The organism is Azonexus sp. (assembly GCF_049652925.1).
Taxonomy (GTDB): domain Bacteria; phylum Pseudomonadota; class Gammaproteobacteria; order Burkholderiales; family Rhodocyclaceae; genus Azonexus.
Window position 1 is genome coordinate 49,873 of record NZ_JBASFI010000038.1, and the last position, 24,759, is coordinate 74,631.

24 protein-coding genes are annotated in these 24,759 nt (G+C 58.7%); 17 read left to right on the forward strand and 7 right to left on the reverse strand.

Features of this window, described 5'->3' with window-relative positions:
* The first annotated feature begins 33 nt into the window (after positions 1-33).
* Positions 34-732 carry a hypothetical protein gene (locus tag WBK19_RS17745; RefSeq protein WP_511292122.1) on the forward strand — a complete coding sequence of 233 codons (699 nt, stop codon included), beginning with the start codon at positions 34-36 and terminating at the stop codon, positions 730-732.
* Between the two features lie 278 nt (positions 733-1,010).
* Here WBK19_RS17745 and WBK19_RS17750 read toward each other — a convergent pair whose 3' ends face one another.
* The 4 genes from WBK19_RS17750 to WBK19_RS17765 form a co-directional block, all read right to left on the reverse strand.
* On the reverse strand, positions 1,011-2,873 hold the full coding sequence (locus tag WBK19_RS17750) for a site-specific integrase (protein ID WP_511292124.1): 1,863 nt from the start codon (positions 2,871-2,873) through the stop codon (positions 1,011-1,013).
* A complete protein-coding gene (locus tag WBK19_RS17755; protein ID WP_511292126.1) occupies positions 2,870-3,097 on the reverse strand; it encodes a WGR domain-containing protein in 228 nt (75 codons plus the stop codon). Before WBK19_RS17755 ends, WBK19_RS17750 begins: the two co-directional genes overlap by 4 nt.
* Before the next feature lie 278 nt (positions 3,098-3,375).
* Positions 3,376-3,864, reverse strand: coding sequence for a Cd(II)/Pb(II)-responsive transcriptional regulator (cadR, locus tag WBK19_RS17760; protein WP_511292128.1), 489 nt, complete (start codon positions 3,862-3,864; stop codon positions 3,376-3,378).
* 16 nt (positions 3,865-3,880) lie between these two features.
* Entirely contained in the window at positions 3,881-4,219 is a 339-nt protein-coding gene (locus WBK19_RS17765) for a YnfA family protein (RefSeq protein WP_511292130.1), read from the reverse strand.
* 89 nt (positions 4,220-4,308) lie between these two features.
* Here WBK19_RS17765 and WBK19_RS17770 point away from each other — a divergent pair, with 89 nt between their 5' ends.
* The gene (locus WBK19_RS17770) at positions 4,309-6,549 is read left to right on the forward strand and encodes a heavy metal translocating P-type ATPase (RefSeq protein ID WP_511292132.1); all 2,241 of its coding nucleotides are present in this window, start codon (positions 4,309-4,311) and stop codon (positions 6,547-6,549) included.
* 41 nt (positions 6,550-6,590) lie between these two features.
* On the opposite strand, the gene WBK19_RS17775 is transcribed toward WBK19_RS17770, so the two are convergent.
* Entirely contained in the window at positions 6,591-7,907 is a 1,317-nt protein-coding gene (locus WBK19_RS17775) for a heavy metal sensor histidine kinase (RefSeq protein ID WP_494650597.1), read from the reverse strand.
* Positions 7,908-7,918: 11 nt separating this feature from the next.
* Entirely contained in the window at positions 7,919-8,602 is a 684-nt protein-coding gene (locus WBK19_RS17780; protein WP_494650596.1) for a heavy metal response regulator transcription factor, read from the reverse strand.
* 145 nt (positions 8,603-8,747) lie between these two features.
* Between WBK19_RS17780 and WBK19_RS17785 the strand changes: the two genes are divergently transcribed.
* From WBK19_RS17785 to WBK19_RS17855, 15 genes are all read left to right on the forward strand, one after another.
* Positions 8,748-9,125, forward strand: a complete 378-nt coding sequence (locus WBK19_RS17785) for a hypothetical protein (protein ID WP_494650595.1) — start codon at positions 8,748-8,750, stop codon at positions 9,123-9,125.
* A gap of 129 nt (positions 9,126-9,254) precedes the next feature.
* A complete protein-coding gene (czcI, locus tag WBK19_RS17790) occupies positions 9,255-9,602 on the forward strand; it encodes a cation efflux protein, CzcI family (protein ID WP_494650594.1) in 348 nt (115 codons plus the stop codon).
* Between the two features lie 125 nt (positions 9,603-9,727).
* Positions 9,728-11,050, forward strand: coding sequence for a TolC family protein (locus WBK19_RS17795; RefSeq protein WP_494650592.1), 1,323 nt, complete (start codon positions 9,728-9,730; stop codon positions 11,048-11,050).
* 9 nt (positions 11,051-11,059) lie between these two features.
* Positions 11,060-12,664 carry an efflux RND transporter periplasmic adaptor subunit gene (locus WBK19_RS17800; RefSeq protein WP_494650591.1) on the forward strand — a complete coding sequence of 535 codons (1,605 nt, stop codon included), beginning with the start codon at positions 11,060-11,062 and terminating at the stop codon, positions 12,662-12,664.
* A 16-nt stretch (positions 12,665-12,680) separates the two neighbouring features.
* The gene (locus tag WBK19_RS17805; RefSeq protein WP_511292136.1) at positions 12,681-15,869 is read left to right on the forward strand and encodes a CusA/CzcA family heavy metal efflux RND transporter; all 3,189 of its coding nucleotides are present in this window, start codon (positions 12,681-12,683) and stop codon (positions 15,867-15,869) included.
* An 89-nt stretch (positions 15,870-15,958) separates the two neighbouring features.
* On the forward strand, positions 15,959-16,297 hold the full coding sequence (locus WBK19_RS17810; RefSeq protein WP_511292138.1) for a zinc ribbon domain-containing protein: 339 nt from the start codon (positions 15,959-15,961) through the stop codon (positions 16,295-16,297).
* 18 nt (positions 16,298-16,315) lie between these two features.
* Positions 16,316-16,531: a hypothetical protein gene (locus WBK19_RS17815; RefSeq protein ID WP_511292140.1), complete on the forward strand. Its 216-nt coding sequence runs from the start codon at positions 16,316-16,318 to the stop codon at positions 16,529-16,531.
* Entirely contained in the window at positions 16,528-17,166 is a 639-nt protein-coding gene (locus WBK19_RS17820; RefSeq protein WP_511292141.1) for a cation diffusion facilitator family transporter, read from the forward strand. The genes WBK19_RS17815 and WBK19_RS17820 overlap by 4 nt, the downstream gene beginning before the upstream one ends.
* Positions 17,163-17,588 (forward strand): hypothetical protein, encoded by a 426-nt coding sequence (locus tag WBK19_RS17825; protein WP_494650584.1) that lies wholly within the window; start codon positions 17,163-17,165, stop codon positions 17,586-17,588. The genes WBK19_RS17820 and WBK19_RS17825 overlap by 4 nt, the downstream gene beginning before the upstream one ends.
* 95 nt (positions 17,589-17,683) lie before the next feature.
* Positions 17,684-18,274 carry a flagellar basal body rod protein FlgB gene (flgB, locus tag WBK19_RS17830; RefSeq protein ID WP_494650583.1) on the forward strand — a complete coding sequence of 197 codons (591 nt, stop codon included), beginning with the start codon at positions 17,684-17,686 and terminating at the stop codon, positions 18,272-18,274.
* Positions 18,271-18,483, forward strand: coding sequence for a hypothetical protein (locus WBK19_RS17835; protein ID WP_175145404.1), 213 nt, complete (start codon positions 18,271-18,273; stop codon positions 18,481-18,483). The genes flgB and WBK19_RS17835 overlap by 4 nt, the downstream gene beginning before the upstream one ends.
* Before the next feature lie 49 nt (positions 18,484-18,532).
* Positions 18,533-21,046, forward strand: coding sequence for a heavy metal translocating P-type ATPase (locus WBK19_RS17840; RefSeq protein WP_424191395.1), 2,514 nt, complete (start codon positions 18,533-18,535; stop codon positions 21,044-21,046).
* Positions 21,047-21,238: 192 nt separating this feature from the next.
* A complete protein-coding gene (locus tag WBK19_RS17845; RefSeq protein ID WP_494650581.1) occupies positions 21,239-21,952 on the forward strand; it encodes a DUF4337 domain-containing protein in 714 nt (237 codons plus the stop codon).
* Positions 21,931-22,725, forward strand: coding sequence for a hypothetical protein (locus WBK19_RS17850; protein WP_511292144.1), 795 nt, complete (start codon positions 21,931-21,933; stop codon positions 22,723-22,725). Before WBK19_RS17845 ends, WBK19_RS17850 begins: the two co-directional genes overlap by 22 nt.
* A gap of 240 nt (positions 22,726-22,965) precedes the next feature.
* Positions 22,966-23,904 carry a cation diffusion facilitator family transporter gene (locus tag WBK19_RS17855; RefSeq protein ID WP_424191401.1) on the forward strand — a complete coding sequence of 313 codons (939 nt, stop codon included), beginning with the start codon at positions 22,966-22,968 and terminating at the stop codon, positions 23,902-23,904.
* Positions 23,905-24,339: 435 nt separating this feature from the next.
* On the opposite strand, the gene WBK19_RS17860 is transcribed toward WBK19_RS17855, so the two are convergent.
* A partial coding sequence (locus tag WBK19_RS17860; protein WP_511292146.1) for a vWA domain-containing protein occupies positions 24,340-24,759 on the reverse strand: 420 nt, incomplete at its 5' end.

Genomic DNA, 24,759 nt, shown 5'->3' on the forward strand with positions numbered 1-24,759 from the left:
CCCTCCGGGGAGTTTTTTGTTGGATACACACCTATGGCTGGCAAGAAAAAGAAAACGAGAAGTGAAGTCTTCGCTGACTACTTTGCAAACAGTGCATGGCGATCGGCAGATGAGGCAAAACGCCTGAGAACCAGATCGAGAGCTGCTGCATCAACGTGCAAGGAGGTCTTGGGGATTACGAATCATCTCAACGACGGTGATCGTGCAATCATTGCTGAGGACATCACTGCCCTCAAGCGAGCCTTCGAGATTCTTGATCAGATGGGCAATGCGTTCGAGCTGGCTCAGCGTACGGCAAAGCAAGCCGAAGTCAAACGAGATAGCGACCGCCTTCAAGCCGAAGAAGCACGTCTGGATGACATGGTCGTTGAGCTGTTTGGAAAGAATCCGAAGAAGCTGGAGGTGGTTAGCTTTTCAGTCGATCTGGCCGAGTTCGAGCATCAGATTAACGATTTCTGCAAAGCCAATCGAAACACGCCTCGCGGACTGATCGACACCTTCGGCAACTCAGGTCTCGTACGGGATCTCACTCACCACGCTAAATCGAAGGATACGGCTGAGCTGGCTCGTCTCGCGGCAAAAGCATGGATCGATATCTCACCCAAGGGGCATCCGTACCAGGGCACTGGCGATCACGTCACCTGGTTCGCAGGGAAAGATGACTTTTACGCTTGGCGAGCATGGAAGCGCGAAATTGACGACAGACTAAAGTCGATTAGCGGTTCAGCTTAAGACAGATCTGGAACTCGGACATCGGCTGCCGTTTCTAGAAGCGTTCGGAATCGGCACAGTTCGAAGCTTGCTCCGCTCGCCAAGCACCTCGATATCCCAGCCATTGCCACCGAGCGCCGTTAGGTGAGTTGTTACGGGAAATAGCACCCAAAGGATTTAAATAGCGTTATTTCTGCCACATCAGCGCATTGCTCATGGTCGTGAGTCAGTTCGCCTAATTCTGTGCTTGCAGATGATTTATTAAGGCCGGGATACCGGCCTGTGTTCTTTTCAGGGTGTCAATTTGACGGGTCAGAAAAGCGCTTATTCGGATTTATTAAAAACTTCCCGAGCTCAGTAATACTCCGCTGCTTTTCCGCCTGCACATAAATCGTTGTCGTCTGTAGGCTGGCATGCCCCAGGACTTTTTGAATCACGTCGAGCGGTACCTCCCCGGCTGCGGCTTGCGTCCCGAAGGTATGGCGAAGCGCATGCGGAGCTGCCTGGCGTAAGTGGGCTCGTTCCGCGTCGCTCAACGTAAAACCTTCATCCGCCGCGATCCGCCGCAGCGCCGTCTTGATCACCCGGTACAGGCCGTCCCCACTAAATCCCTGATCCCGCATCTGGCCCTCCCTATCCCTATGCTTGAGTGCGGCCGTTCGGGTACCGGGGGCCGAGAGCGGCGACAACAAGGGCGTCTCTACCATCGCAAAACTAAAATCGCTGCCGCGATCTGCCCAGTGGGCCTGCAATGCCGCTATCGCCCGTGGGGAAGGAAATACCGTTCGCCACCGGTTGCGCTTGCCCAGTACGTCGAGTTCCCAGAGCCCATCCGCGTCGGTCAGGGGTTTCAGCTTGTCGCGGGTGGCATAAGTCGCCTCTTCGCGGCGCAGGCCGGTATCGCCAATGAGCAACAAGGCGGCGCGGACCAGGCGAAATTGGGCTGACATCGACAACTTTGCCGTAGCGCCCCGCAATTTGTAGCGTACACGCAGGGAATTATCATCGGTGTAACAGAGTTGATCGAGTATTCCCCCATTTTGACTGAGCTTGTCCCAGAGGGTGGTGGACAGCGCCTTGTCAATCTGCAGGGGCAAGATCGACCGCGCCACGGCGGGATCGCCCACCGTCGCCCAGGGATTGCCGCCCAGATAGCGGACATCGACCAGCCAGTTAAAGAAGAAACGGATCGCCTGTACGGCGTAGCGCTGGCTGGCCGGCGATAGGGGCCCGACAAACGGCCGCCAGCGCGGATCGGAACGCGGACGCCGCGGGCCGATCCAGGGCGCCGGAATCTGCCCTAGGAAGTCCTTGTAGGCTTCGCAATCGTCCTGCAGCGTTGACGACAAGGCCGTTTTACGGACGGTGATGCACCACAACAAGAAGCGCTCGATTTCCTTTTGGTAAGCGCGCCGCGTTTTTTCTTGATGGCGAAATTTGGTGAGGTAGGCTTCGATGGCCTGGTAGTCATTGCGGGCCGCGATCTGACAAAATCGCTCATTGCGGTTCACGCCATCGTGGCCGTCCAGCGCGGACGGTAGTAAGGCACGTTCGATCGGCACCAGCCGGGAGGTGTCCGGCGACAGGAGCACCAGTTCTCCGCTCAGCACCGACAAAGGCTGACGCTGCAATTCGCCCAGGCTGGCGGCATGCTGACCCAGCCAGGCCTCGAGGCGTGCCGCCTTGCCGGCGCCGATCCGGGGAACGGGCCGCCACCAGCCCTCACCGCGGACCTCGATCAGCGCCATCAGCTCGCCCAGGAAGCGCACCTGCTCGCCCCGCAGCACCTGCGCAATACGCGGTTTGAACCAGGCTGACACCGTATCTTGGCGGCGCGGCACGGCCATGTCGTCTTCCGCCGCCTGGACCAGGAAATCGATCACCTTCGCCGACCAGAGCTGCTTTTGCCGGGCCGAGCGCAACAATTCGGCGAGATTCGGGTTTTTCTCAGAAGCGCGCAGGATCAGGCGATCGCGTAGCCCCTCAAGGCGAGCGAGCAAGGCGCTCGGCGTGCTACAGCCGAGTTCCTCGAGATCGTCTTCCGCGTAATAAAGTGAGCTGATTTGGTGGGCCGGCAGCCGGTTCAGATGCGCCCGTAAGGCGGTGAAATCGGCGCGGGTGTAGCGCGTCGTCGGCAGCAGGACTTCGCTGTTCTGGCTCATTGGCGGCTGACCTCGCGATAAGCATGGCGCTGCCGGCGCCGGGCAATCTCGGCGAGTGCCTGGGCCAGCGCGTCAGTATCGGCCATGACGGCATGCCGCTCGCCGCCTCGCCGGCTGCCCAGGCCACCCCAGTAGCGCGACAGCACCAGGTCGCCAAACAGATTGCGGGCGCAACGCACCAGGTAATAACGCTGGGCGGATTCATAGCGGATCTGGCGCAACATGGCAGGCTCCCGGGAGGTCGGATAGCGCGATTATGCCCGATCTGGCGTATAAACGTATAACTGATAATAAGAGTTATCAGGTAATGAACTCCCTGGAAGAGCCTCCTCCTTATCGTTCGTACGGTATCGCGCGGGGCTTCGTCGACGTCCAGCCAACCAACACGGCGTCCTGCTCGGTGTCGGATACAGGTACAGCAGACATACGTGTCAAAATTGGACTTAGCGCTGATTGGGGCCATCACAGAAAACGGAATAAATCGTACGCTAAGCTAATGCCATCAAACTTGGTTGCCTTGATTACCTTTCGCCAAGCTGCGGTTTGCGCCATGCCGATGCGTTCCCTGAACATGGGATGCCGTCTTGCCGCAAGGTACAAACGCTTGAGACAAGCCGTCAAGAATGCCACAGTGGGCAGCATCCCGCGCCTCGCCACACCGCTCACGCAGGTCTTTTAGTTGCCTCTCCAGTTCTTGGAGTTCTTGCATCCGTTGGGCGACGTGCCCAATGTGCCGATCAAGCAGACGATTCACATCCGCGCAGTTTTCCTGGGGTGACTCCTTGAAGTGCAGCAATACCCGGATTTCATCCAGCATCATGTCCAGACTGCGACAACGCCGAATAAAAGATAGTCGCTGGACATGGGCATCCCCATAGATGCGGTAATTGCCGTCGCTGCGTGCCGCTACCGGCAGCAGCCCATCACGCTCGTAATAGCGGATCGTTTCCACATTCGTACCGGCAAGGCGGGCCAGCTCCCCGATTTTCATCTTCGTCTCCTGCCGCTCAAACGGGCCGAGCCGGTTGGAGCATGATGATCGCCATACCGGCCAGTGCGACCCCACTGCCGACAAGATCCCATCGAGTTGGGACAACGCCATCGATTCGCCATAGCCAGATCAGGGCAATCGCCACGTAAACACCACCGTAGGCGGCGTAGATTCGCCCGGCGGCACCTGGGTGTAGGGTCAGCAGCCAGGCAAACAGCCCCAAGGAAACGGCGGCGGGGATCAACAGCCAAACTGAACGCTGCTGGGTCAGCACCAGCCACGGCAGATAGCAGCCGAGAATCTCGGCCAGCGCGGTTATGGCGAACAATCCCAGAACTTTGACGAACTCAAGCATTGCTTTGGCTCCGAATATTTTTCTTTATTGTAATCACTTGACTCTGTAGTCACTCAAGGGTTTCTAATGTGGGAAACAAGGAGAACGCCATGAGTCTTGATCCCAACCCCAAGCCCCTTCAGGAAACCGCCCATTGCGGATGTGCCGGCGGTTGTTCGGCAGCAGCGCCCGCAGTCGCAGAAAGACCGGCAGCATCCGATCTCGCTCAAAGCGATGGCGTGCCCGTTTTCTTGATTCCAAGCATGGACTGCCCGAACGAGGAGAATGACATCCGTCGAGCGGTGGCCGGTATCGAGGGGATCCGTTCCCTGCGTTTCCAACTGTCGGCACGCACCGTTTCAATAGATGCGACGACGGATGCCCTCGATGCTGCCTTGGCCGCCATCCGTAAGGCGGGGTTTGACCCCAAGCCGGTGTCGGCAGGGGTGGCAGCGAATAAAAACGCCAGCGTCAGTGAGCTATGGCGAAGCATTGTGGCACTGGGGCTAGCCGTCGGCGCGGAAGCGCTGGATTTCTTCGCGCCCGACACATTGCCTTTCAAGGGCTTCGGTATGACATTGGCCGTCGTCGCCATCTGGCTGTCCGGCATTTCCACCTATAGCAAAGGCGTGGCGGCATTGCGGCGCGGGCAGTTGAACATGAACGCGCTGATGGGTGTGGCGGTGACCGGGGCCTTCCTCATAGGACAGTGGCCCGAGGCGGCGATGGTCATGGCCTTGTATGCCATTGCCGAACTGATCGAAGCCCGCTCCGTGGATCGGGCGCGTAACGCCATCAAGGGCCTGCTCGACCTGACGCCAGAGACGGCGGAAGTTCGGCAGGCTGATGGAACGTGGCTGGACGTTCCGGCCGCAGCGGTAACGCTGGAGTCCTGCGTGCGGGTCAAACCCGGCGCCAGGATACCGCTCGATGGTCAGGTGACGGCAGGAAGCAGTGCGGTCAATCAGGCGCCGGTCACCGGCGAAAGTATCCCGATTGACAAGGTGGTAGGCGACCCGGTATTTGCCGGCACGATCAACGAAACCGGCATCCTGGAGTTCCGTGTGACGGCTGCTGCCGACAACACCACGCTGGCCCGCATCATTCACGCGGTCGAACAGGCGCAGGGGACGCAAGCGCCAACCCAACGCTTCGTGGATCGGTTTGCCGCAATCTACACCCCGGCTGTGTTCTGCATCGCACTTGCCGTGGCCATTTTGACACCCTGGCTCCTCGGCTGGACTTGGACGCAGGCGATCTACAAGGCCCTGGTGCTGCTGGTCATCGCTTGCCCCTGCGCACTGGTGCTTGCAACGCCGGTGACAGTCGTCAGCGGGCTGGCGGCAGCGGCCCGACGCGGCATCCTGATCAAGGGTGGCGTCTATCTTGAGGAGGCCCGCAAACTGCGCGTCATTGCCCTCGACAAGACCGGCACCATTACCGAAGGCAAACCCCGTCTGGTCGCCACGGAACTCCTTCCCTCGACGATCCCCGAATCCCAGGTGCTCGCTTGGGCGGCCAGCCTCGCCGGGCACTCGGACCATCCGGTCTCAAAAGCGATTGCGACCGGTCTCAGGCTTCCGGAGAACGGCTTGACCGATTTTCTCGCCCTTGCCGGACGGGGTGTGGAAGCGCGTGCCGACGGCCAACTGCTGATCCTCGGCAATCATCGCCTGATTGAGGAACGCGCTCTGTGCAGTGCAGAAATTGAGGCTCGCCTTCAGGTGCACGAGACGCGAGGCCGGACGGTCACCATGCTGGCGACGGAACAGCAGGTGCTGGCGATTTTTGCGGTGGCCGACACCATCAAGGAAAGCTCACGGGAGGCGGTGGCCGATCTGCACCGGCTCGGTGTCGTCTCGGTCATGCTGACCGGCGACAATGCGGCGACGGCCGCGAGCATCGCCAAGGAAGCCGGCATCGACGACGCCCGGGGAAATCTTCTTCCTGAGGACAAACTGGCGGCCATCGAAGATTTGCAGGCTCGCTATGGCCCGACCGCGATGACCGGCGACGGCATCAACGATGCACCTGCCCTGGCCCGTGCCGACATCGGCGTGGCCATGGGTGCTGCCGGGACCGATACGGCCATGGAAGCAGCCGACGTGGTGATCATGAACGATGACCTGCGGCGCATTCCGGAAACCATACGCTTGTCTCGCCAGACCCACGCCGTACTCTGGCAGAACATTGCCCTGGCTCTTGGGATCAAGGTCGTGTTCCTTGGACTGGCAGTATTCGGAAATGCCACGATGTGGATGGCGGTGTTTGCCGACATGGGCGCCAGCCTGCTGGTCGTCGCCAACGGTCTGCGGATGTTGCGAACCTCTGCACCGCAAACCAAAGACTAAAGACCCGTTGTTGGTCGGCATCGGCAAAAGCAGCGGGGCCGTCAGCAGGCCAGTCGTACGCCTATTTCTGTCTCACCATGGGCGGATTTTGCGAAGGCCTCCCCGTCATGCATCCGGGCAATCGCGCCAACGATGGCGAGACCCAGTCCATGATTCTGATGGCCGTGGCTACGTGAGGCGTCTACGCGGAAAAAGCGGTCGAAGATATGAGGCAGACTCTCAGCAGAAATCGGTTCCCCTCGATTGATCACCGAGAGCTTGATGTGTCCATGAGTTTCCGCGGCGATACGAATCACGATTGAACTTCCGTGATCCGCATACCGAGCCGCATTATTCAGCAGATTGGACAGCACGCGCCGGAGCAGCGCCGCGTCGTACTGGCCTGATGCATCGCCTTCGATAGACCATTGAAGGTCAGATTCGATCAGCACCGCTTCGTAGTAGTCGGCCACTTCGGCGCAGAGCTGGGCAAGGCTTTGAACGGGCATCCGCCGAGCTTTAGCACCCCGGTCGGCTTGCGACAGGAATAGCATGTCATTGACGATGCACGACAGCCTGTGCATTTCTTCGAGATTCGAACCGATGCAATCGCGCAGGTGTTCGTCCTTGTCGTTGCTACGCAAGGCCAACTCGCTGCTGGCGATGATGTTCGCCAATGGGGTTCTCAATTCGTGCGCCACATCGGCATTGAACCCTTCGAGTTGCTGATAGGCTTTTTCCAGTCGATTCAGCAAATCGTTGAACTGATCGACGAGAACTTGCAACTCGGCCGGGATTCGCGCTGTTTCCAAGCGCTTGTCGAGGGAAAGGATTGCGAGACTGCGCGTTTGCTCAGCCAGCTTCCGAATGGGGGCCAGTCCAAAATAAACGATCAGGTAGCCGCCCAGCGTGATTGCCGCACTCCCGATCAACGCAGCCCCCCAGAGGATGGCTGCGAGGCGATCCAGAATCGCTTCATCGGGCGCAGTCTCAAGTGCCAATTCGGCAACGGCAAAATCTGTCCTCTGTGCTTCATCGGGGAGTGCAAACGAATAAAAACGAGCTTTTGATGGCCACGCACTTGGCATCGAGATGAAGCGAGCCTCACCCAGCCTATCGATTAACTTGAGATGCGAGTCCCGATTGATTTTCAGAAGATCGTCAAGGTCGTGTTCAAGCGACCCCGGTTGCAGGTGTCCCGGTGTTTCTTCAAACAGGTGCCGAATTGCCGTGCTGAGCTTTTCAAGACGCAGGTCCTGTTGTGTTTCAAGGTTGGCTTTGACCGAGAAAAAGACTCCGAGGCACAAACACCCCAGAACACCCAAACTCAGCGAAGCGAGCCAGCGTATGAGGCGACTGCTCAGCGTCGGATTGATCATTGTTCTGAGTCTCATTCGCGCAGTTCGAGGACATAGCCCATGCCGCGTACGGTATGCAGCAACTGCGTCTCGAAGGGCGTATCCATTTTGGCGCGAAGTCGCTTGATCGAAACTTCGACGACATTGGTGTTGCTATCGAAGTTCATATCCCAAACCTGCTCGGCAATCTCGGTTCGTGACAGCACCTCGCCTTGTTTCCTGAGAAACAGAGAAAGCAGGAGGAACTCCTTGGCACTCAGATCGACGCGCTGACCGTTCCTGGAGACCTTGCGGCGCACCAGATCCATTTCGAGGTTATGAAGTGTCAGCCTGTTTGATTGCGTCTCCACTTGATGTGGTGCTGATCGCCTAAGCAGACCTTGAATCCGTGCAATCAGCTCAGAAAAGGCGAAGGGTTTGACCAGGTAATCGTCTGCGCCTGTTTGCAATCCGGTGACCCGATCCTCCACCTTGCCCAAGGCTGTAAGCATCAAGACTGGCGTCTGTTTTTTGGTACGCAAAGCGGCAAGCAGGGTAAGTCCGTCCATTCCCGGCAACATGGAGTCAAGGATAATTGCCGAATAATCGAACGCCAGGCTCATATGAAGCCCGGTTACCCCATCATGCGCAATATCAACCACGAAGCCTGCCGTGCCCAAGCCTTTTTGCAAGTACAGCGCAAGCTTTTGTTCATCCTCGACGACCAGTAATTTCATTTCTTCACGAAGCAAAAGATGTCAAATTTGTAAACTTCCTGTTGGCATTCTGTCAGAGCCCATTTCATATAGTTCATCCATGCCAGGCCGTTGTTCGGCATATATCAAAACCGATGAACCGGTATTTAATGAAGGAGTTCCTATCATGAACGTTAAACAAGTCTTTTCTATCCCTGTTCTTTGTGCCGGATTGGTCCTGTCAGGACAGGCCTTGGCGGAGTCGGTCATGCATAGCGGGCCCGACGGAACGGTAAAATACTACCCGTCGCATGATTCCAGCAACAAAACCACTCAGCAAGTCCAAAAGGAGCTTGAGGAGTTTAAACGTAACCCGATTAGCGCCGATGGTCAGTATCGATATGTTGGCGGTGATCAAGGCTGGGTGCTTGTCCCGCACGAATATGTCCTTCGTGATGGTAAATGGCAACATGTGGATAAACTCAACCACAACACGCCGGCCCCCTCTCTGAAGATGACACCGGAAGAAAAAAAGCAGCATGAAGCGCTCTACCAAGGTGGCTAATTAGCCTGCCAGAAAATATGTTGCCTAGAAGAGTGGCAGGTAATCGAGCTATCTGCCACAAATCTTGCAACTTCGGTGCAAAGACATCACTAATATCCCTATTGCTCTCACTCTGCTACTATTATCAACATGCGTCGTTGGCTTGCCGTTTTCCTGTTGATCTTACTGTCACTCCAGATTACCTGGTCGGTGGCGGCGAGCTATTGCCAACATGAAACAGGCGCTACTGCGCATCATTTTGGTCACCACGAGCACAAACATCAGGCTGACGATAGCGCCAAGGCGGCCAAAGGCCAACTCTCTGGCATCGACAGTGATTGTGCCGTCTGCCATGCCAGCTGTATTGCAGTATTAACCAGTGTTACCAATACCCAGCAGGTTGCTGGTGGCGTAGCCGATCACCCGTGGTCTCCCCATTTCTTGACGTCGCCACCTAGCGATCTGCCTGAACGTCCCAACTGGTCGATCTCCGCCTGATCGGCGGGGTTGGGTTACTTTTCCCATATCTGTTTGCCGCAGCTTGAGCTGCGCACGATGCCAAGCCGCTTGCGGTGTGGCGCCCCGCCGATTTCCTGATGTGTCTTTCATCAACGGAGAATCGGATGTACCGCCAACAACCAATTATCGCTTTACTGGTCCGAACCCTTTTCGGATTTACGGTGATTGCCAGCACCAACCTCTGGGCGCAGACGCAAAATGTGCCGTCGCTGATCGAAGCCGTACCTGCGCTTGCCAAGGAACCGACCGGAACCTTAACCCTTTCCGCTGCAATCGATCTCGCGCTAGCGGCCAATCCCGAACTATCTGCCGCAACCAATGAATTGCGAGCAGTCGAGGGAGCGGTGATTCAAGCAGGGATACTGCCGAACCCGGAAGTTTCAACCTTGGTTGAAGATACGCAGAATAAGGCGACCCGAACCACAACCGTTCAGATCAGCCAATTAATCGAGTTGGGGGGCCGGCGTGCTGCACGGATTGTTTCCGCCGAGCGGGGACGGGATGTAGCCGCTGCCGACTTGGTGGCCAAACGTCAGGGTATCCGAGCTAGCGTCGTTGGCGCCTTCTTCGATGTCCTGGTGGCTCAAGAACGGGTACTGCAAACAGAGGATTTGCTCGGCCTCGCCCAACGCGCTACCCAAGCTGCATCGCGCCGGGTTACGGCCGGCAAAATTTCTCCCGTTGAGGAAACCAAGGCCCGCGTTGCTGGGGCGTCTGCACGGGTGGAGTTGAATCAAGCCAAAGGGGATTTGGTCGCAGCACGAAATCGTCTGGCAGCGACCTGGGGAAGTAAGACGCCACGGTTTGAACAGGTCGAAGGGCGTATCGACAATCTGCCAGAAATTCTCTCCGCCGACGAGATCGATCGTCGGTTGAACAACTCCCCGGTTCTTACCCGAGCACGCCACGAGACCGATCGTTTTGCAGCGCTTGCCGATGTCGAGCGGTCTCGGCGGTTTCCAAACGTCACGGTCAGCTTGGGTTCAAAAAAGGTTGAAGAACTTGGGCGCAACCAAACCATCGTGGGCGTCTCGATCCCCTTCCCGATATTCGACCGCAACCAGGGCAATGTACTCGAAGCACTGCGGCGGGCGGATAAGGCTCGCGATGAGTTCAGCGCCACTGAGGTTCGCTTAAGCACGGAAGTCACACAAAACCAGGAACGCTTGAAGTCACTGGTCGTTGAAGCGCAAGCCTTACAAAGCGAAATTCTGCCCGGCGCACGCAGCGCCTATGACGCAGCCAGCAAAGGGTTCGAGCTTGGGAAATTCAGTTTTCTGGAAGTCCTGGATGCTCAACGCACCTTCTTTCAGGCAAGAGCCCAATACCTGAGAAGTTTGTCCGAGGCGCATCGGACTGCTGCCGAACTAGAGCGCGTACTGGGCTCCAGCAATTCAATGTCGTCCCCAATGCCAAGTCGTCCGTAGGAGCAAGCAGTGAAATTCAATATCGACAAGAACGCTTTTAACCTTTCCAAAAAACAAGGTATCGCCATCGCTGTCATTTTGGCGATGGGCATTGCTACTGGCGGCTGGATTCTGGGTTCTTCCTCTTCGGGTCAATCAGCAGAGAAGAGTGAGCATGCCAGCCATGCCGAATCCAAGGGGCATGCTGATGCCGAGCATCATGGCGCTCAGGACGGTGACGGCCATGATCACGCCAAAGGCCACAGCGACGCAGAACATCATGAGGATGGACCGAAGACGGGCTCTCATGGAGGCAAGTTGTTTACCGAAGATGGATTTGGCCTGGAGTTATTGTTGGCTGAAGAAGGTGGTGAGCCTCATTTTCGTGTCTGGCTGTTCCAACAGGACAAGCCCTTGGCCCCTTCAGCAGCTAAGGTTTCTGTGACGTTGACGCGGCCGAACGGAGAAAAGCAGGAAGTGGCCTTCAAGGCGGAACAAGACTTCCTGATCAGTACCAGTCCGATCGCCGAACCCCATGCCTTTGAAGCAGCTATTACCGCTAAGATGGCTAATACACCGTTCCTGTTCATCGATACGAGGGAAGAAGGAAAAATCGAACTGACTGATGAGCAGGTCAAATCGGCCGCCATCAGTATCCAGAAGGCGGCCCCTGCCAAAATCCGAACAGCGGCACAACTGCCGGGTGAGATCCGCTTCAATGAAGATCGGACAGCTCACGTTGTGCCGCGGTTAGCTGGTGTCGTTGAAAGTGTCCCGGCCAACCTTGGGCAATTGGTCAAGCGCGGACAGATATTGGCAGTTATCGCCAGTACCGGACTCTCCGAGCAGCGCAGCGAACTGTTGTCGGCGCAGAAGCGCCTGACGCTTGCCAAATCGACCTACGAGCGGGAAAAAAAGCTCTGGGAAGAAAAAATTTCCGCCGAGCAGGACTACCTCCTGGCACAGCAGGTTTTGCGGGAAGCTGAAATTGCCGTCGCCAACAGCCAGCAAAAACTGATTGCGCTGGGGGCAAGCCCGAGCGTTTCGGGAAGCCTCAACCGCTATGAAATCCGGGCACCTTTCGATGGCATGGTCGTGGAAAAGCACATCGCGCTCGGCGAAGCGGTCAAGGAAGATGCCAGCATATTCACGGTTTCCGACCTGTCCACGGTTTGGGCGGAAATCGTTGTTCCCGCCAAGGATCTGAACATCGTTCGCATCGGCGAAAAGGTCGTCGTCAAGGCGACTGCATTCGAATCGAAGGCGGAAGGCGGCATCTCCTATGTTGGCGCCTTGCTCGGCCAGGAGACCCGTACGGCCAAGGCGCGTGTCATCCTGGACAACCCAAAGATGGCCTGGCGGCCTGGCTTGTTCGTTAATGTCGAAGTGGTCTCCGGTGAGGCCGAAGTCCCGGTAAGCGTTGTGGCCGAAGCAATCCAGACGATCGGGGACAAGAGCGTTATTTTTATAAAGGTGGCTGACGGCTTTGTTGCCCAACCCGTCACCTTGGGGCGTTCTGACGGCAAGCTGATCGAAGTGCTCAGCGGTTTGAAGGCTGGAACGCCATACGCTGCAGCCGGTAGCTTTGTCCTGAAATCGGAGCTCGGCAAGGGCAGCGCCGAGCATAGCCACTGAGGTGGGGGAGAACAACATGTTTGAACGCATCATTCGCCTCGCCATCGAGCACCGCTGGCTGGTCATTTTGGCCGTGCTTGGCATGGCCGTACTGGGCATCTACAACTACCAGCGCCTGCCGATCGACGCGGTGCCCGACATCACTAACGTCCAGGTTCAGATTAATACGGCGGCACCTGGTTATTCACCATTGGAGGTTGAGCAACGGGTGACCTATCCGGTCGAGACCGTCATGGCCGGATTGCCCCATCTGGAACAAACCCGCTCCCTGTCGCGTTATGGCCTGTCCCAAGTCACAGTGATTTTCAAGGATGGAACGGACATCTATTTCGCTCGCCAACTGGTCAATCAGCGTATTCAGGAAGCCAAGGAAAAGCTTCCGGCTGGAATTTCGCCGGCCACGGGGCCAATTTCGACAGGTTTGGGGGAAATTTACCTGTGGACCGTAGAAACCGAAGACGGAGCCAGAAAGCCAGACGGTAGCGCCTATACACCGACCGATTTGCGCGAGATACAGGATTGGATCATCAAACCGCAGTTGCGCAATGTGCCGGGAGTTACCGAAATCAACTCGATCGGCGGGTTTGCCAAGGAATACCAGGTTGCGCCCAGCCCTGAAAAACTCGCTTCCTATGGGCTGACGTTGCAAGACGTCGTAACCGCTCTCGACCGCAACAACAGCAACGTCGGGGCAGGCTATATCGAGAAGCGTGGCGAACAGTATCTGATCCGGGCGCCAGGCCAGGTACGGAGCATCGAGGACATCCGCAATGTCATTCTCGGCAATGTGCAAGGGGTGGCGATCCGCGTTCGCGATGTAGCTGAGGTCGGTATCGGCCGCGAACTGCGTACCGGTGCCGCCACCGACGACGGTCGTGAAATCGTCCTCGGTACGGTGTTCATGCTGATTGGCGAGAACAGTCGAACCGTCTCTGCAGCCGTAGACAAGAAAATGGTGGAAATCAACCGCAGCCTGCCCGAAGGAGTTAAGGCGGTCACCGTCTATGACCGGACTGTTCTGGTGGATAAGGCGATCAATACCGTCAAGAAGAATCTCCTTGAGGGCGCTGTTCTGGTCATCGTCATTCTGTTCCTGTTCCTTGGCAACATCCGGGCAGCGGTAATCACAGCTATGGTGATCCCGCTTTCCATGTTGTTTACCTTTTCAGGAATGGTGACTTACCACGTCAGTGCCAACTTGATGAGCCTCGGAGCCCTCGACTTCGGGATCATCATCGACGGTGCGGTCGTGATCGTGGAAAACTGCGTGCGCCGACTGGCCCATGCCCAAGAGCATCACGGACGGCCGCTGACCCGGACCGAGCGCTTCCACGAGGTCTTTGCCGCATCCAGGGAAGCACGCCGACCGCTGCTTTTCGGCCAACTCATCATCATGATTGTCTACCTGCCAATCTTTGCGCTCACCGGCGTCGAAGGGAAAATGTTTCATCCTATGGCCTTCACCGTGGTCACGGCTCTGGTTGGCGCCATGATCCTCTCCGTCACCTTCATCCCGGCGGCAGTAGCGCTGTTTATCGGTGCGAAGGTGGGAGAAAAGGAAAACATCCTGATGCGGACCGCCAAGCGCTGGTATAAGCCAGCGCTGGCCAGTGTCATGACCAATAAGCCTGTGGTCCTGGTCTTTACCGTCGTTATGGTCATTCTCTCCGGGTTGCTCGCCACCCGCATGGGGAGTGAATTCGTTCCCAGTTTGAATGAAGGCGATTTCGCCATTCAGGCACTGCGGATTCCGGGAACCAGCCTGTCCCAGTCCGTTGCCATGCAGCAACAACTGGAAAAGCGGCTTAAAGCGGATTTCCCGGAAATCGAGCGTGTGTTTGCGCGGACAGGAACGGCTGAAATCGCTTCCGATCCCATGCCCCCCAATATCTCGGACGGCTACATCATGCTGAAGCCGGAAGCGCAGTGGCCCGAGCCGAAGAAATCCAGGGATCAACTGCTGGCAGCCATACAGGAGACCGCGGGTAAGCTGCCGGGCAATACCTATGAATTCTCTCAGCCAATCCAGTTGCGCTTCAACGAGTTGATCTCCGGGGTCCGCAGCGACGTCGCGATCAAGATCTTTGGCGACGACATGGATGTGATGAACGAAACAGCGGGCAAAATTGCCGCCGTTCTGGGAAAGATACCCGGCGCATCCGAAGTCAAGGTGGAGCAGACGACCGGCTTGCCCATGCTGACCGTCAACATCGATCGCGACAAGACCGCTCGCTATGGGCTCAACGTCGGCGATGTTCAGGATGCAATTTCGACGGCCATTGGTGGTCGAGAGGCTGGAACCATGTTCGAAGGCGATCGACGCTTCGATATTGTCGTTCGTCTACCCGATAACCTGCGTTCTGATATCGAATCGATGAAGCGTCTACCGATCGCCTTGCCAAAAAGCACTGCAGTCAGCAACGGCATCGAGGGGCGTACCACCTATATCCCTTTAAGTGAGGTCGCCAGCCTGGAAGTCGCGCCGGGGCCCAATCAAGTCAGCCGGGAGAATGGCAAGCGGCGCGTGGTCGTCAGTGCCAACGTTCGGGGACGGGACATCGGCTCGTTCGTGGGCGAAGCCCAGACACGCCTGGCAGAGGTCAAAATTCCGACCGGCTATTGGACTTCCTGGGGCGGAACCTTCGAGCAACTGGAATCGGCTTCTCAACGCCTGAAAATTGTCGTACCTGTTGCCTTGCTGCTGGTGTTCACGCTGCTGTTTGTCATGTTCGGCAATGCAAAAGATGGATTGCTAGTGTTTACCGGCATTCCGTTCGCGTTAACGGGCGGTGTCGTTGCGCTTTGGTTGAGAGACATCCCGCTGTCGATTTCAGCCGGTATCGGTTTCATTGCCTTGTCCGGTGTGGCGGTACTCAACGGGCTGGTGATGATTGCGTTCATCCGTAGCTTACGAGAAGAAGGACGCACTCTGGATGATGCCATTCACGAGGGAGCATTGACCCGCTTGCGTCCCGTGCTGATGACGGCCTTGGTCGCTTCCCTCGGCTTTGTTCCCATGGCAATAGCAACGGGCACCGGTGCCGAAGTTCAGCGTCCGCTCGCCACGGTAGTGATCGGCGGCATCCTGTCATCGACTGCACTGACGCTTCTCGTTCTGCCCCTTCTTTATCGTCTTGTCCATGGCAAAGATGCTGAGGAAGAGGATTTCACCGCCGAGTCGGCCCCCGAGCCGACACAAGCATAAGGTTTGCAGGCGTGACCGGAGGCTTGGCGCTGAAACTGCGAATCAGGCAACCGGTCACATAACGACCGACTCACATCGCGGAGGATGTTATGGGATTTTTTGAAAAGCTCTTGCAGGGGATGTCCGGGGGCCATCAAGGTGGTCATCAAGGAGGTCATCAAGGAGGTCATCATCGCGGCCAGGGGAATTATCCGGGCGGTGATCATGGCTGGGGACAAAATTACCCGTCGAATACCGGGCAGCCCAGTGGCAGGGTAGCCGCCGGTGGCCCTTCTTGCCCGAAGTGCGGCATCGTGCCCAATCCGGGCGCGCGCTTTTGCGCGCAATGCGGCACAACGCTGCTGCCCGGTGCTTGCGCCGCCTGCAATGCAAGCCTGGCGCCGGGGGTGAAGTTTTGCCCGAACTGCGGCAAGGCGCTGCAGTCTTGATGGCGGGAGCGTCACCCCATGCTCGACCATCTCCTCCACAGTCACCTTGAGTTTCGGCTGATCGTCGTCGGCCTGGGCTTGGGGATTGCCATGCTGGCCTTCTACGTCTTTGTCTGCTGGCGCGAGGGGAAGCGCACGTCGAAGCCGAAATTTTCCGCCGAACTCCGGCGTCGGCTGCAGCAAGTGAAGCAGGGATCGAAGAAACGCCACTCCGGAAAGGAACCGCCACCATGAGTGCAAGCCACACCCACGCGCTGCCGAGTACCGGGAACGAGTGGGCCTTGCGCCTTGCCTTGGTGCTGACTTTCGGCTTCCTGATGACCGAAGTCGTTGGCGGCATTCTGACCGGCAGCCTCGCCATCATCTCGGACGCTGCGCACATGTTTACCGATGCCGCCGCGCTCGCCATCGCCCTGGCTGCCATCCGCATCGCCCGGCGGACCTATGGCTACCACCGGTTCGAAATCCTGGCGGCGGCGTTCAATGCCTTGCTGCTCTTTGCCGTCGCCCTCTACATCCTGGCCGAGTCACATCAGCGTTTCCTGCATCCGCCCGAGGTCCACCCGACGGGAATGCTGGTCATCGCCGGCATCGGCTTGGTCGTCAACCTGGTCAGCCTTCGATTGCTGAGTGGCGGTCAGGCCAGCCTGACCGCCCATGTAGTCCACGACCGCTCTTTCTCGCCGGAGGGCAATTTGATTCCCACCTGGCCCAGCGCTTCAAGGTCGTTCACACGACGCTGCAATGCGAAACCACCCCCTGCAACCGCCAGGCGGGGGGCTGCACCTATGTCGCCGGCACGCCCGGGTACATGGAAGAGCCGCATCGCCATTCATCAAGTTATCAACCCAAAGGGAGCAACCCCATGAAGCTATTGCATGTCATCACCGTTCTCGCTGCGTTTTGCGCCATCCACCAGGCCTCGGCCGCGGACGATCACAAGGGCCACGCCCATGACGAAAAACCGGGGCAGGCACATGCCCACGACGTCAAACCGCAGCATGGCGGCATCGTCTCGGTCGTCAAGGACATCAACTATGAGCTGGTGGCGAAGGCCGATGCCCTCACGCTTTACGTCACCGACCATGATCAGCCGGTAGATACCAAGAACGCGTCAGCGACGATGACGCTGCTGTCCGCATCTGAGAAAACAGAAGCCAAATTGCTGCCGGCCGGGGGCAACAAGTTGCAGGCGCAAGGGGCCTTCAAGATCCAGCCCGGCATGAAGGCGGCGGCTTTGGTGAAACTTGGCGACAAAGCGAGTCAGGTTGTTCGGTTCACCCTAAGGTAGTTGCTTATCTCAAGAGTCCAAGCGGGACCGGTCAGTTATAGCAAACCACTTGCCTGTCCGTCCCCGCCAATTGCCCAGTTGATCGAAGGAGCGCCATGCAGCCGATTAATCGCCCCGATAATGCCTCTTCCGATATTTCTATACGGCATGCTGAAAATCGTCCAGACGTCCAAGGGACTTCGCCGCTTACCGATTCTTTCGCAAACGCTTTAGGGCAAGCGATACAACGCCAAGGAGACGATGCGTCAAAAGGCAACCCTCGTCACTTCCCGGTTTCCGATGCAGGGCCTTCGTCGAAGAATTTCATGGAAATGGCGCTCGGTATTCGGGCTTATCGCCAGCAATTAATCGCTTCAAATATCGCGAACGCTGATACTCCCGGTTACAAGGCTATCGATATCGACCTCAATGAGGCCATGAAGAAAGCCCAATATACAACGGGATCCTTTCCGGGTTTGGCTACAACATCCCCATCGCATATTGCCTCAGATCCAGCGGGGGGATCTTATAAAGGAGTTGCGATCAAATATCAGGAGCCAAACCAGATCAGTGCCGACGGCAACACCGTCGAGATGGATGTGGAGCGATCTAAGTTTTCTGATAACGCAATCATGTACCAATTTACTCTGGATCGCGTGGGCGGAGAATTTAAACATATGCTGGAACTGCTAAGAGATCTCAAATGAGCCGGTTCAATGTCGTTAAGATGGGATCGCTGAGCATCGGTCGATATACGCTGCAGAAAGAGCACTCGCCCAATAGGGGGCATCTCGGAAAATGGAAAATCAAGCACGCTAAGCCGATTGCAGCGGCCGTTACCCAGTTCAAGGTGCCATCCGCGATGGCTTCAAAAATATTATCGCCAGTGACAGGCGCAGTGATGGTCCGCCGATGAAATGCTTTGACCAGTCGGCCCTGCAGCATAACAACGAAAGAGAGTGCCAATGAACGAACCAACGACCCGGCTGCGGCTCGACCTGCCGCTGCTCCTGCCCGACGCCGACGACCGCTGCGTCGGCCGACTGATCGCCGCGCTGTCGGGAAGGCCCGGTATCTCCGAGGCGCATGTCGCGCGCGACGCCGACGCGCCGCAGTTATGCATCCACTACGACCCGGCACAGATCAACATCGGCCGCGTCCGAGAACTGGTTCATGCCGCGGGCGCGGAGATCAGCGAGCGCTTCGGGCATTTGGTTGTGCGCGCCGACGCAGCGCTTCATGCGCGCGCCGCGCGCAGCGTCGCCGACGGGCTGCGCAGTATACCTGGCGTGCTCGAAGCTGATGTCGCTGCTTCGGGCGCGGTGCGGATCGAATACGACCGCCAGAAGGTGTCGGCGCAGGTCTTGCTTGAACACGCCGCCACGCTGGGCCTCAAGGCGCCCGATGCGGCACCGGCAGACGCGGCGAAAGCGGACGACCACGCCGGTCACGACCACGCCAAGGCAGCCGGTGACCACGCCGGCCACTCGCACGCCGGCGGCCCATTCGGTGAGATGACCGAACTCGTCTTCGCCGGCACTGCCGGCGCGCTGCTGGGTGTTGGCTGGCTGCTCGAACGCGTGGTCGTCAGTCCGGCGTGGCTGCCTACGGCGCTGTACGTCGCGGCCTATTTATTCGGCGGCTACTACACGGTTCGCGAAGCGTTCGACAACCTTCGCGCAAGGCGCTTCGAGATCGACACGCTGATGCTGGTGGCCGCCATCGGCGCTGCAGCGCTTGGCAAGTGGGCCGAAGGCGCCTTGCTGTTGTTCTTGTTCAGTCTGGGACATTCGCTGGAGCACTACGCGATGGGCCGCGCCCGCAAGGCGATCGAAGCCCTGGCCAAGTTGGCACCAGAGACAGCCACCGTGCGCCGCGCCGCCGGAACCGAGGAAGTCGCCGTCGCCGCATTGCAGGTGGCCGACGTCGTGATCGTGCGCCCCAACGAACGACTGCCTGCCGATGGCGTGGTGGTGGTCGGGACGACCAGCGTCAACCAGGCGCCGGTGACGGGCGAGAGCGTTCCGGTCGACAAGCGGCCAGTGGCCGACGCGCCGGCGGCACTGGCCGCGTTCGACCGCGTTAGCGCCGAGCATCGCGTCTTTGCCGGCACGATCAACGGCTCGGGCGCGATCGAGGTGATGGTCGCCCGCCGCGCCGAGCAATCGACGATGGCGCGGGTGGTAAAGATGGTCACCGAGGCCGAGGCGCAGCGCTCGCCAACGCAGCAGTTCACCGAACGCTTCGAGCGCCTTTTTGTGCCGGCAGTGCTGGTGCTCGTAGTGGTGCTGCTGTTCGCCGGAGTGGTGATCGACGAGCCGTTCTCAGCCAGCTTCTACCGTGCGATGGCGGTGCTCGTGGCGGCCAGCCCGTGCGCGCTGGCAATCTCGGTGCCGAGCGCCGTCCTCAGCGGCGTGGCTCGCGCTGGCCGCGGTGGAGTGCTGGTCAAGGGCGGCGGGCCGCTCGAGAACCTGGGCACGCTGACTTCGATCGCCTTCGACAAGACCGGCACATTGACCGAAGGCAAACCGCGGCTGACGGATGTGGTGGCGATGCCCGGGGTTAGCGAAGACGAGTTGCTGGCCCTGGCCCAGGCGGTCGAACAAGGCAGCGACCATCCGCTGGCTTCGGCCGTCGTCACCGGTGCCGCCGAGCGGCTGGGCGGACGGGTCGCACTGCCTGCTGTATCCGACGTCAAAAGCATTACCGGCCGCGGCGTGCAGGCGCAGGTCGCTGGCGAGACGGCGGTGATCGGCAAGCCGGTGCTATTCTCCGAACTGCCCGATTCGACGCTGCCGCCCGAGGTGGCAGCGGCCAATGACAAGCTGGTTGCCGCGGGCCGTACGACGATGGTGGTGCGTCATGGACAGCGGTTCCTGGGCGTCATCGCCGTGATGGATACGCCACGGCCGGAGGCCGCGCGGGTGATGGCCGAACTGCGCGAGCTCGGCATCGAGCGACTGATCATGATTTCTGGCGACAACCAGCAAGTGGCCGAGGCGGTGGCCAAGAGTGTGGGCCTGACCGAGGCGCGCGGCGATCTGATGCCCGAGCACAAAGTCGATGCGATCAAGGCGCTGCGTGACCAGCACGGCAAGGTCGCGATGGTCGGCGACGGCGTCAACGACGCGCCGGCAATGGCCAACTCGACAGTGGGCATCGCGATGGGTGCGGCGGGCTCCGATGTCGCGCTGGAAACCGCCGACGTCGCGCTGATGGCCGACGACCTGGCGCAATTGCCTTTCGCTGTCGGCCTGTCGCGCAGCACCAGCCGCATCATCAAGCAGAACCTCTATGTGAGCCTGGGCGTCGTCGCGGTGCTGATCCCGGCCACGATCTTCGGCCTGAACATCGGCACCGCGGTGCTGTTTCACGAAGGCTCGACGCTGATCGTCGTGGTCAACGCGTTGCGACTGCTGGCCTACAAGACGGCTGAGCGGGCGGCCGCTGGTGCGGTGCCGAGTGCGGCTGCGGCTTGACAGCAGACCGCACACCGAATCCCTGAGTCAACTTGTCCGAGCCGATGCAGACTTTCAAGAAACATAAATTAACGTGTTCATTATCTAGAAAGCCTTGCCGATCAAGGCCTTGCACTGGGCGTGTGACTTGGCGGTGTCAAAGCCGGGTAAAATGCGTGTCGGCATTTATTCATTTCATCAGGCGATTCAGCAATGGAAATTACCGTTTTAGATGCTGTGGAACAGGCCAACCAGATGCAGGCCAGCGAACGCAGTGTGGCGCGCCTGAATATGCTAGTGGCGATCACCGTCGCTTTCCTCGCCACCTTCATGGGGATTTGCAAGGTCAAGGACGATAATATCGTTCAGGGAATGCAGCAGGCGCAGGCCAACAAGCTGGACCGCTGGGCGTTTTATCAGGCACGCAATATTCGCGAAGAAATCGCCCAAGCCGCTGTCGTTCAGCTGAGACTGGCTGCGGCAGGAAAAGCGCCACCGGAACAAGCGGCCTATATCGATGCCATCCAGACATACGAGAAACTGGCGGCAGAGCAAAACAAGAAAAAAGAAGAATTGCGCATCAAGGCCGAACAGGATCAGAAGGATTATGACTCAGGCAATTATCGCGATGATCAATTTGATCTTTCTGATGCCTTGCTGGCAATTGCGATTGCATTACTGGCGGTGACGGCGCTGACCCATCAGCGCTGGCTCTACTTTGTCGCGCTGATCCCGACGGGATTTGGCGCCGTAATGGGGTTGGCAGGTTTACTCGGTTGGGCGATTCACCCCGCAGGCCTGATACGCCTTCTATCTCGATGTTTATCAGTTGGCTGCGAAAAAATATTCGCGGAGGCTCCGAGTCGCTCGTGCATAGTCGTAGATTGGGCAAGGTTCAACTTGAAATGTTGCAAATTCCTCGTATGAGAGCTTGGATATCCAAGCAGCAGATCTTCATTCGAAGCCTGGCGTGGCTCGCGCTGGTGCTCGGGCTGAAGCTCGTCGTTCACTTGCTTGGTTGGGAGATGCTGGTCTTGAGCCCCCTACACGCCACCGCGGTCGCAGGTGGCTTCTTCATCCTCGGGTTCATCCTGTCGGCCACCATCGCAGACTACAAGGAAAGCGAGCGGCTTCCCGCGGAATTCACGGCTATCGTCGAGAATATGTACGAGGACGTGCTCTTGATCAGTCGCCGCTACCCGTTGGACATTGAGGGGTTCCGCGAAGGACTGCTCGCGGCGCTGAACAGCTTGCGCGACGATGTAGTGTCGGGCAACAGGGAGACCCACCATCACGTGTTTGCGCTGGGGGAGTTCTTCGCGCAGATGGAGAAGGCCGAAGTGCCGCCCAACTACATTGTCAAGCTGAAGCAGGAGCAAGCGCAACTGGTTCGGAATCTGTTCCGCGTCAACTACATCCAGTCGATCCGCTTCATCCCGTCGGCGTTCTTTCTGGCGAAGTCAGTGCTGCTCGGCACCATCGGTCTTCTGCTTCTGACGGCCCTTGAGCCATTCTCGACCTCCTTCGTCGCCATAGGACTGATCGCATTTGTCTTCATTTACATCTTGAGGCTTATTGAGGTAATCAGCACGCCTTTCCACCCCAAAGGGAGTACGCAAGACGACATCAGCCTGTTCCAGGTTGAGCGGACTGCCGAGCACCTAAAGCGGCGCACGGGCAATGCAGAAAATGGCCACTAGCTCGTCGCGAATCTCTCCTCGTGCCTTGGAAGTTGGCCAAAGGGACCTGCAGTAAGAATCGCAGTGTAAAAATGTACGTGATTAGCGAGCGATCTCTGCCCGTATGATTCATCAAATCTCAACCCACGCGGAGTTCTGCTGCCGGGGATTTTCACGTCTGATGCTCAAGCGTGACAAGGGTTTCCCGGCGATCTTATTCATTTACGAAGGAATCCTTACGCCTACCCCAGAAGGAAGAACATGATCGATGAGCCTCAAGTAACGACTCCAGCAACTCGTCTGCCTGACAGCAAACCCTCCGGTACGGCAGCGGGGCGCCACCGGCAGAACCTCATCTGGGCGCTGGCACTGACTTCGGCCTTCATGGCCATCGAGGTTGTCGGCGGCCTGTGGACCGGCAGCCTGGCCCTGCTGGCCGACGCCGCACACATGCTGACCGATGCCGGCGGGCTGGCGCTGGCGCTGCTGGCGATCCGCTTCTCGGAGCGCCCACGCACGCCACAGAAGACTTACGGCTATGTGCGGATGGAAGTGCTGTCCGCGCTCACCAATGCCGTCGTGCTGCTGCTGTTGACGGTCTACATCTTCTACGAGGCCTACCAGCGTTACCTCAATCCACCCGAGATTCTGGGTGTGCCGATGCTGGCGGTGGCCGCAGCCGGCTTGGTGGTCAACCTCATCAGCATGAAGCTGCTGGCGGCCGGCTCGAAGGAAAGCCTCAACGTGAAGGGCGCTTACTTCGAGGTGCTGGGCGACATGCTGGGTTCGCTGGGCGTGCTGGTCGCCGCCGGCATCATCATCTTCACCGGCTGGAAGCTTGCCGACCCGCTGATCGGCGCCGGCATCGGGCTGCTCATCCTGCCGCGCACCTGGACCCTGCTCAAGCAGGCGATCCACATCCTGATGGAAGGCACACCGCCCGAAGTCGACGTCGCGCTGCTTGAGCGCACGCTGCTCGCAATCCCCGGAGTGACTGCGGTGCGCGACCTGCATGTGTGGACCATCACTTCCGGCCTGGACTCGATGAGCTGCCACCTTGTCGTCGATGGCGGCGCGGACGCCAAGACCGTGCTCGCCGCGGCGCGCGGGGCCATGGCCACCCGGTTCGCTCTGTCACACACGACGATCGAGATCGAGGATGCCGACAGCGCCGCGGCCGAGGGCGCTCGCGCTGTGTAGTCCGGCGAACATGGCGCAAGCCCCACGCGCAGCCGTCTTGTGCAACGAGATGCCCAGCCTGGAGAGGACCCACGTCTTGCCATCCCCTGCGTCGAGTCGGTCTCCGTCGTCCGGGTGCAGGTGTTGCTCTCGATGCGGAACTCGAAATTCTCCCTCAGCCCCATTCTCAGCAGCGTGGGCAGGAACAGCGTCCGGGACTGCGCGCCATTGCTGCTGCGGTATTCCCGGTGCAGCCCGGTCTCCACCTGAATGCGGCCAGCCCCGACGACGTTGCTGCCGTCGGCGATGCCGGGACGGTCAGGGTTTTGATGTAGTCGTCCAACGGCTGCGCTGCAGCAGCCGCTGCGGCCAGTTGCGGAGTGATGCCCCAGGCCAGCGCCCGCAGGCATCGACGAGGCCGCGTCGGGAAGGGCAAGCTGGGACGAACCCTGCCGGCTACGACTTGAGCCACTCGACGAGTTCGGGACCCAGCAGGGTGGCGTTGAGTTCCTCGTCCGACTGCGCCACGAAGGCTTCGAGATCGCGGATCACCACCACGCCGGTGTTCCTGAACCGGTGTGCGATCTTCTGCACGAATTCGAACGTCACGCCCTTGTCTTCGCAGGCGCCGATGAACAGGAAGTAGACCTGGTCGCCGCGCTTCTGCGATTCCTCGAGGATGCGCATGGTGCGCGCCTCATCGCTCCTGTCGTTTTCGCCGTCGGTGATGAAGAGCACGAGCGAGCGCCTCTTCTCGTGCGTGTGTGGGGTGCCGTGCTCATGCCCGCTCGCCGACCAGCCGAACAGGCGGCTGAGAAAGCCGGCACCCTGGGATGAGCGGTGTGCCTCCTCGCACACCTTCCAGCCGAAGTGCTC

What these genes read in the sequence shown, in the direction of transcription:
- WBK19_RS17745 (WP_511292122.1), top strand. Translation starts at nt 34, where the DNA reads ATGGCTGGCAAGAAAAAGAAAACGAGAAGTGAAGTCTTCGCTGACTAC.
- WBK19_RS17750 (WP_511292124.1), bottom strand. Translation starts at nt 2,873, where the DNA reads ATGAGCCAGAACAGCGAAGTCCTGCTGCCGACGACGCGCTACACCCGC.
- WBK19_RS17755 (WP_511292126.1), bottom strand. Translation starts at nt 3,097, where the DNA reads ATGTTGCGCCAGATCCGCTATGAATCCGCCCAGCGTTATTACCTGGTG.
- cadR (WP_511292128.1), bottom strand. Translation starts at nt 3,864, where the DNA reads ATGAAAATCGGGGAGCTGGCCCGCCTTGCCGGTACGAATGTGGAAACG.
- WBK19_RS17765 (WP_511292130.1), bottom strand. Translation starts at nt 4,219, where the DNA reads ATGCTTGAGTTCGTCAAAGTTCTGGGATTGTTCGCCATAACCGCGCTG.
- WBK19_RS17770 (WP_511292132.1), top strand. Translation starts at nt 4,309, where the DNA reads ATGAGTCTTGATCCCAACCCCAAGCCCCTTCAGGAAACCGCCCATTGC.
- WBK19_RS17775 (WP_494650597.1), bottom strand. Translation starts at nt 7,907, where the DNA reads ATGATCAATCCGACGCTGAGCAGTCGCCTCATACGCTGGCTCGCTTCG.
- WBK19_RS17780 (WP_494650596.1), bottom strand. Translation starts at nt 8,602, where the DNA reads ATGAAATTACTGGTCGTCGAGGATGAACAAAAGCTTGCGCTGTACTTG.
- WBK19_RS17785 (WP_494650595.1), top strand. Translation starts at nt 8,748, where the DNA reads ATGAACGTTAAACAAGTCTTTTCTATCCCTGTTCTTTGTGCCGGATTG.
- czcI (WP_494650594.1), top strand. Translation starts at nt 9,255, where the DNA reads ATGCGTCGTTGGCTTGCCGTTTTCCTGTTGATCTTACTGTCACTCCAG.
- WBK19_RS17795 (WP_494650592.1), top strand. Translation starts at nt 9,728, where the DNA reads ATGTACCGCCAACAACCAATTATCGCTTTACTGGTCCGAACCCTTTTC.
- WBK19_RS17805 (WP_511292136.1), top strand. Translation starts at nt 12,681, where the DNA reads ATGTTTGAACGCATCATTCGCCTCGCCATCGAGCACCGCTGGCTGGTC.
- WBK19_RS17810 (WP_511292138.1), top strand. Translation starts at nt 15,959, where the DNA reads ATGGGATTTTTTGAAAAGCTCTTGCAGGGGATGTCCGGGGGCCATCAA.
- WBK19_RS17815 (WP_511292140.1), top strand. Translation starts at nt 16,316, where the DNA reads ATGCTCGACCATCTCCTCCACAGTCACCTTGAGTTTCGGCTGATCGTC.
- WBK19_RS17820 (WP_511292141.1), top strand. Translation starts at nt 16,528, where the DNA reads ATGAGTGCAAGCCACACCCACGCGCTGCCGAGTACCGGGAACGAGTGG.
- WBK19_RS17825 (WP_494650584.1), top strand. Translation starts at nt 17,163, where the DNA reads ATGAAGCTATTGCATGTCATCACCGTTCTCGCTGCGTTTTGCGCCATC.
- flgB (WP_494650583.1), top strand. Translation starts at nt 17,684, where the DNA reads ATGCAGCCGATTAATCGCCCCGATAATGCCTCTTCCGATATTTCTATA.
- WBK19_RS17835 (WP_175145404.1), top strand. Translation starts at nt 18,271, where the DNA reads ATGAGCCGGTTCAATGTCGTTAAGATGGGATCGCTGAGCATCGGTCGA.
- WBK19_RS17840 (WP_424191395.1), top strand. Translation starts at nt 18,533, where the DNA reads ATGAACGAACCAACGACCCGGCTGCGGCTCGACCTGCCGCTGCTCCTG.
- WBK19_RS17845 (WP_494650581.1), top strand. Translation starts at nt 21,239, where the DNA reads ATGGAAATTACCGTTTTAGATGCTGTGGAACAGGCCAACCAGATGCAG.
- WBK19_RS17850 (WP_511292144.1), top strand. Translation starts at nt 21,931, where the DNA reads ATGTTGCAAATTCCTCGTATGAGAGCTTGGATATCCAAGCAGCAGATC.
- WBK19_RS17855 (WP_424191401.1), top strand. Translation starts at nt 22,966, where the DNA reads ATGATCGATGAGCCTCAAGTAACGACTCCAGCAACTCGTCTGCCTGAC.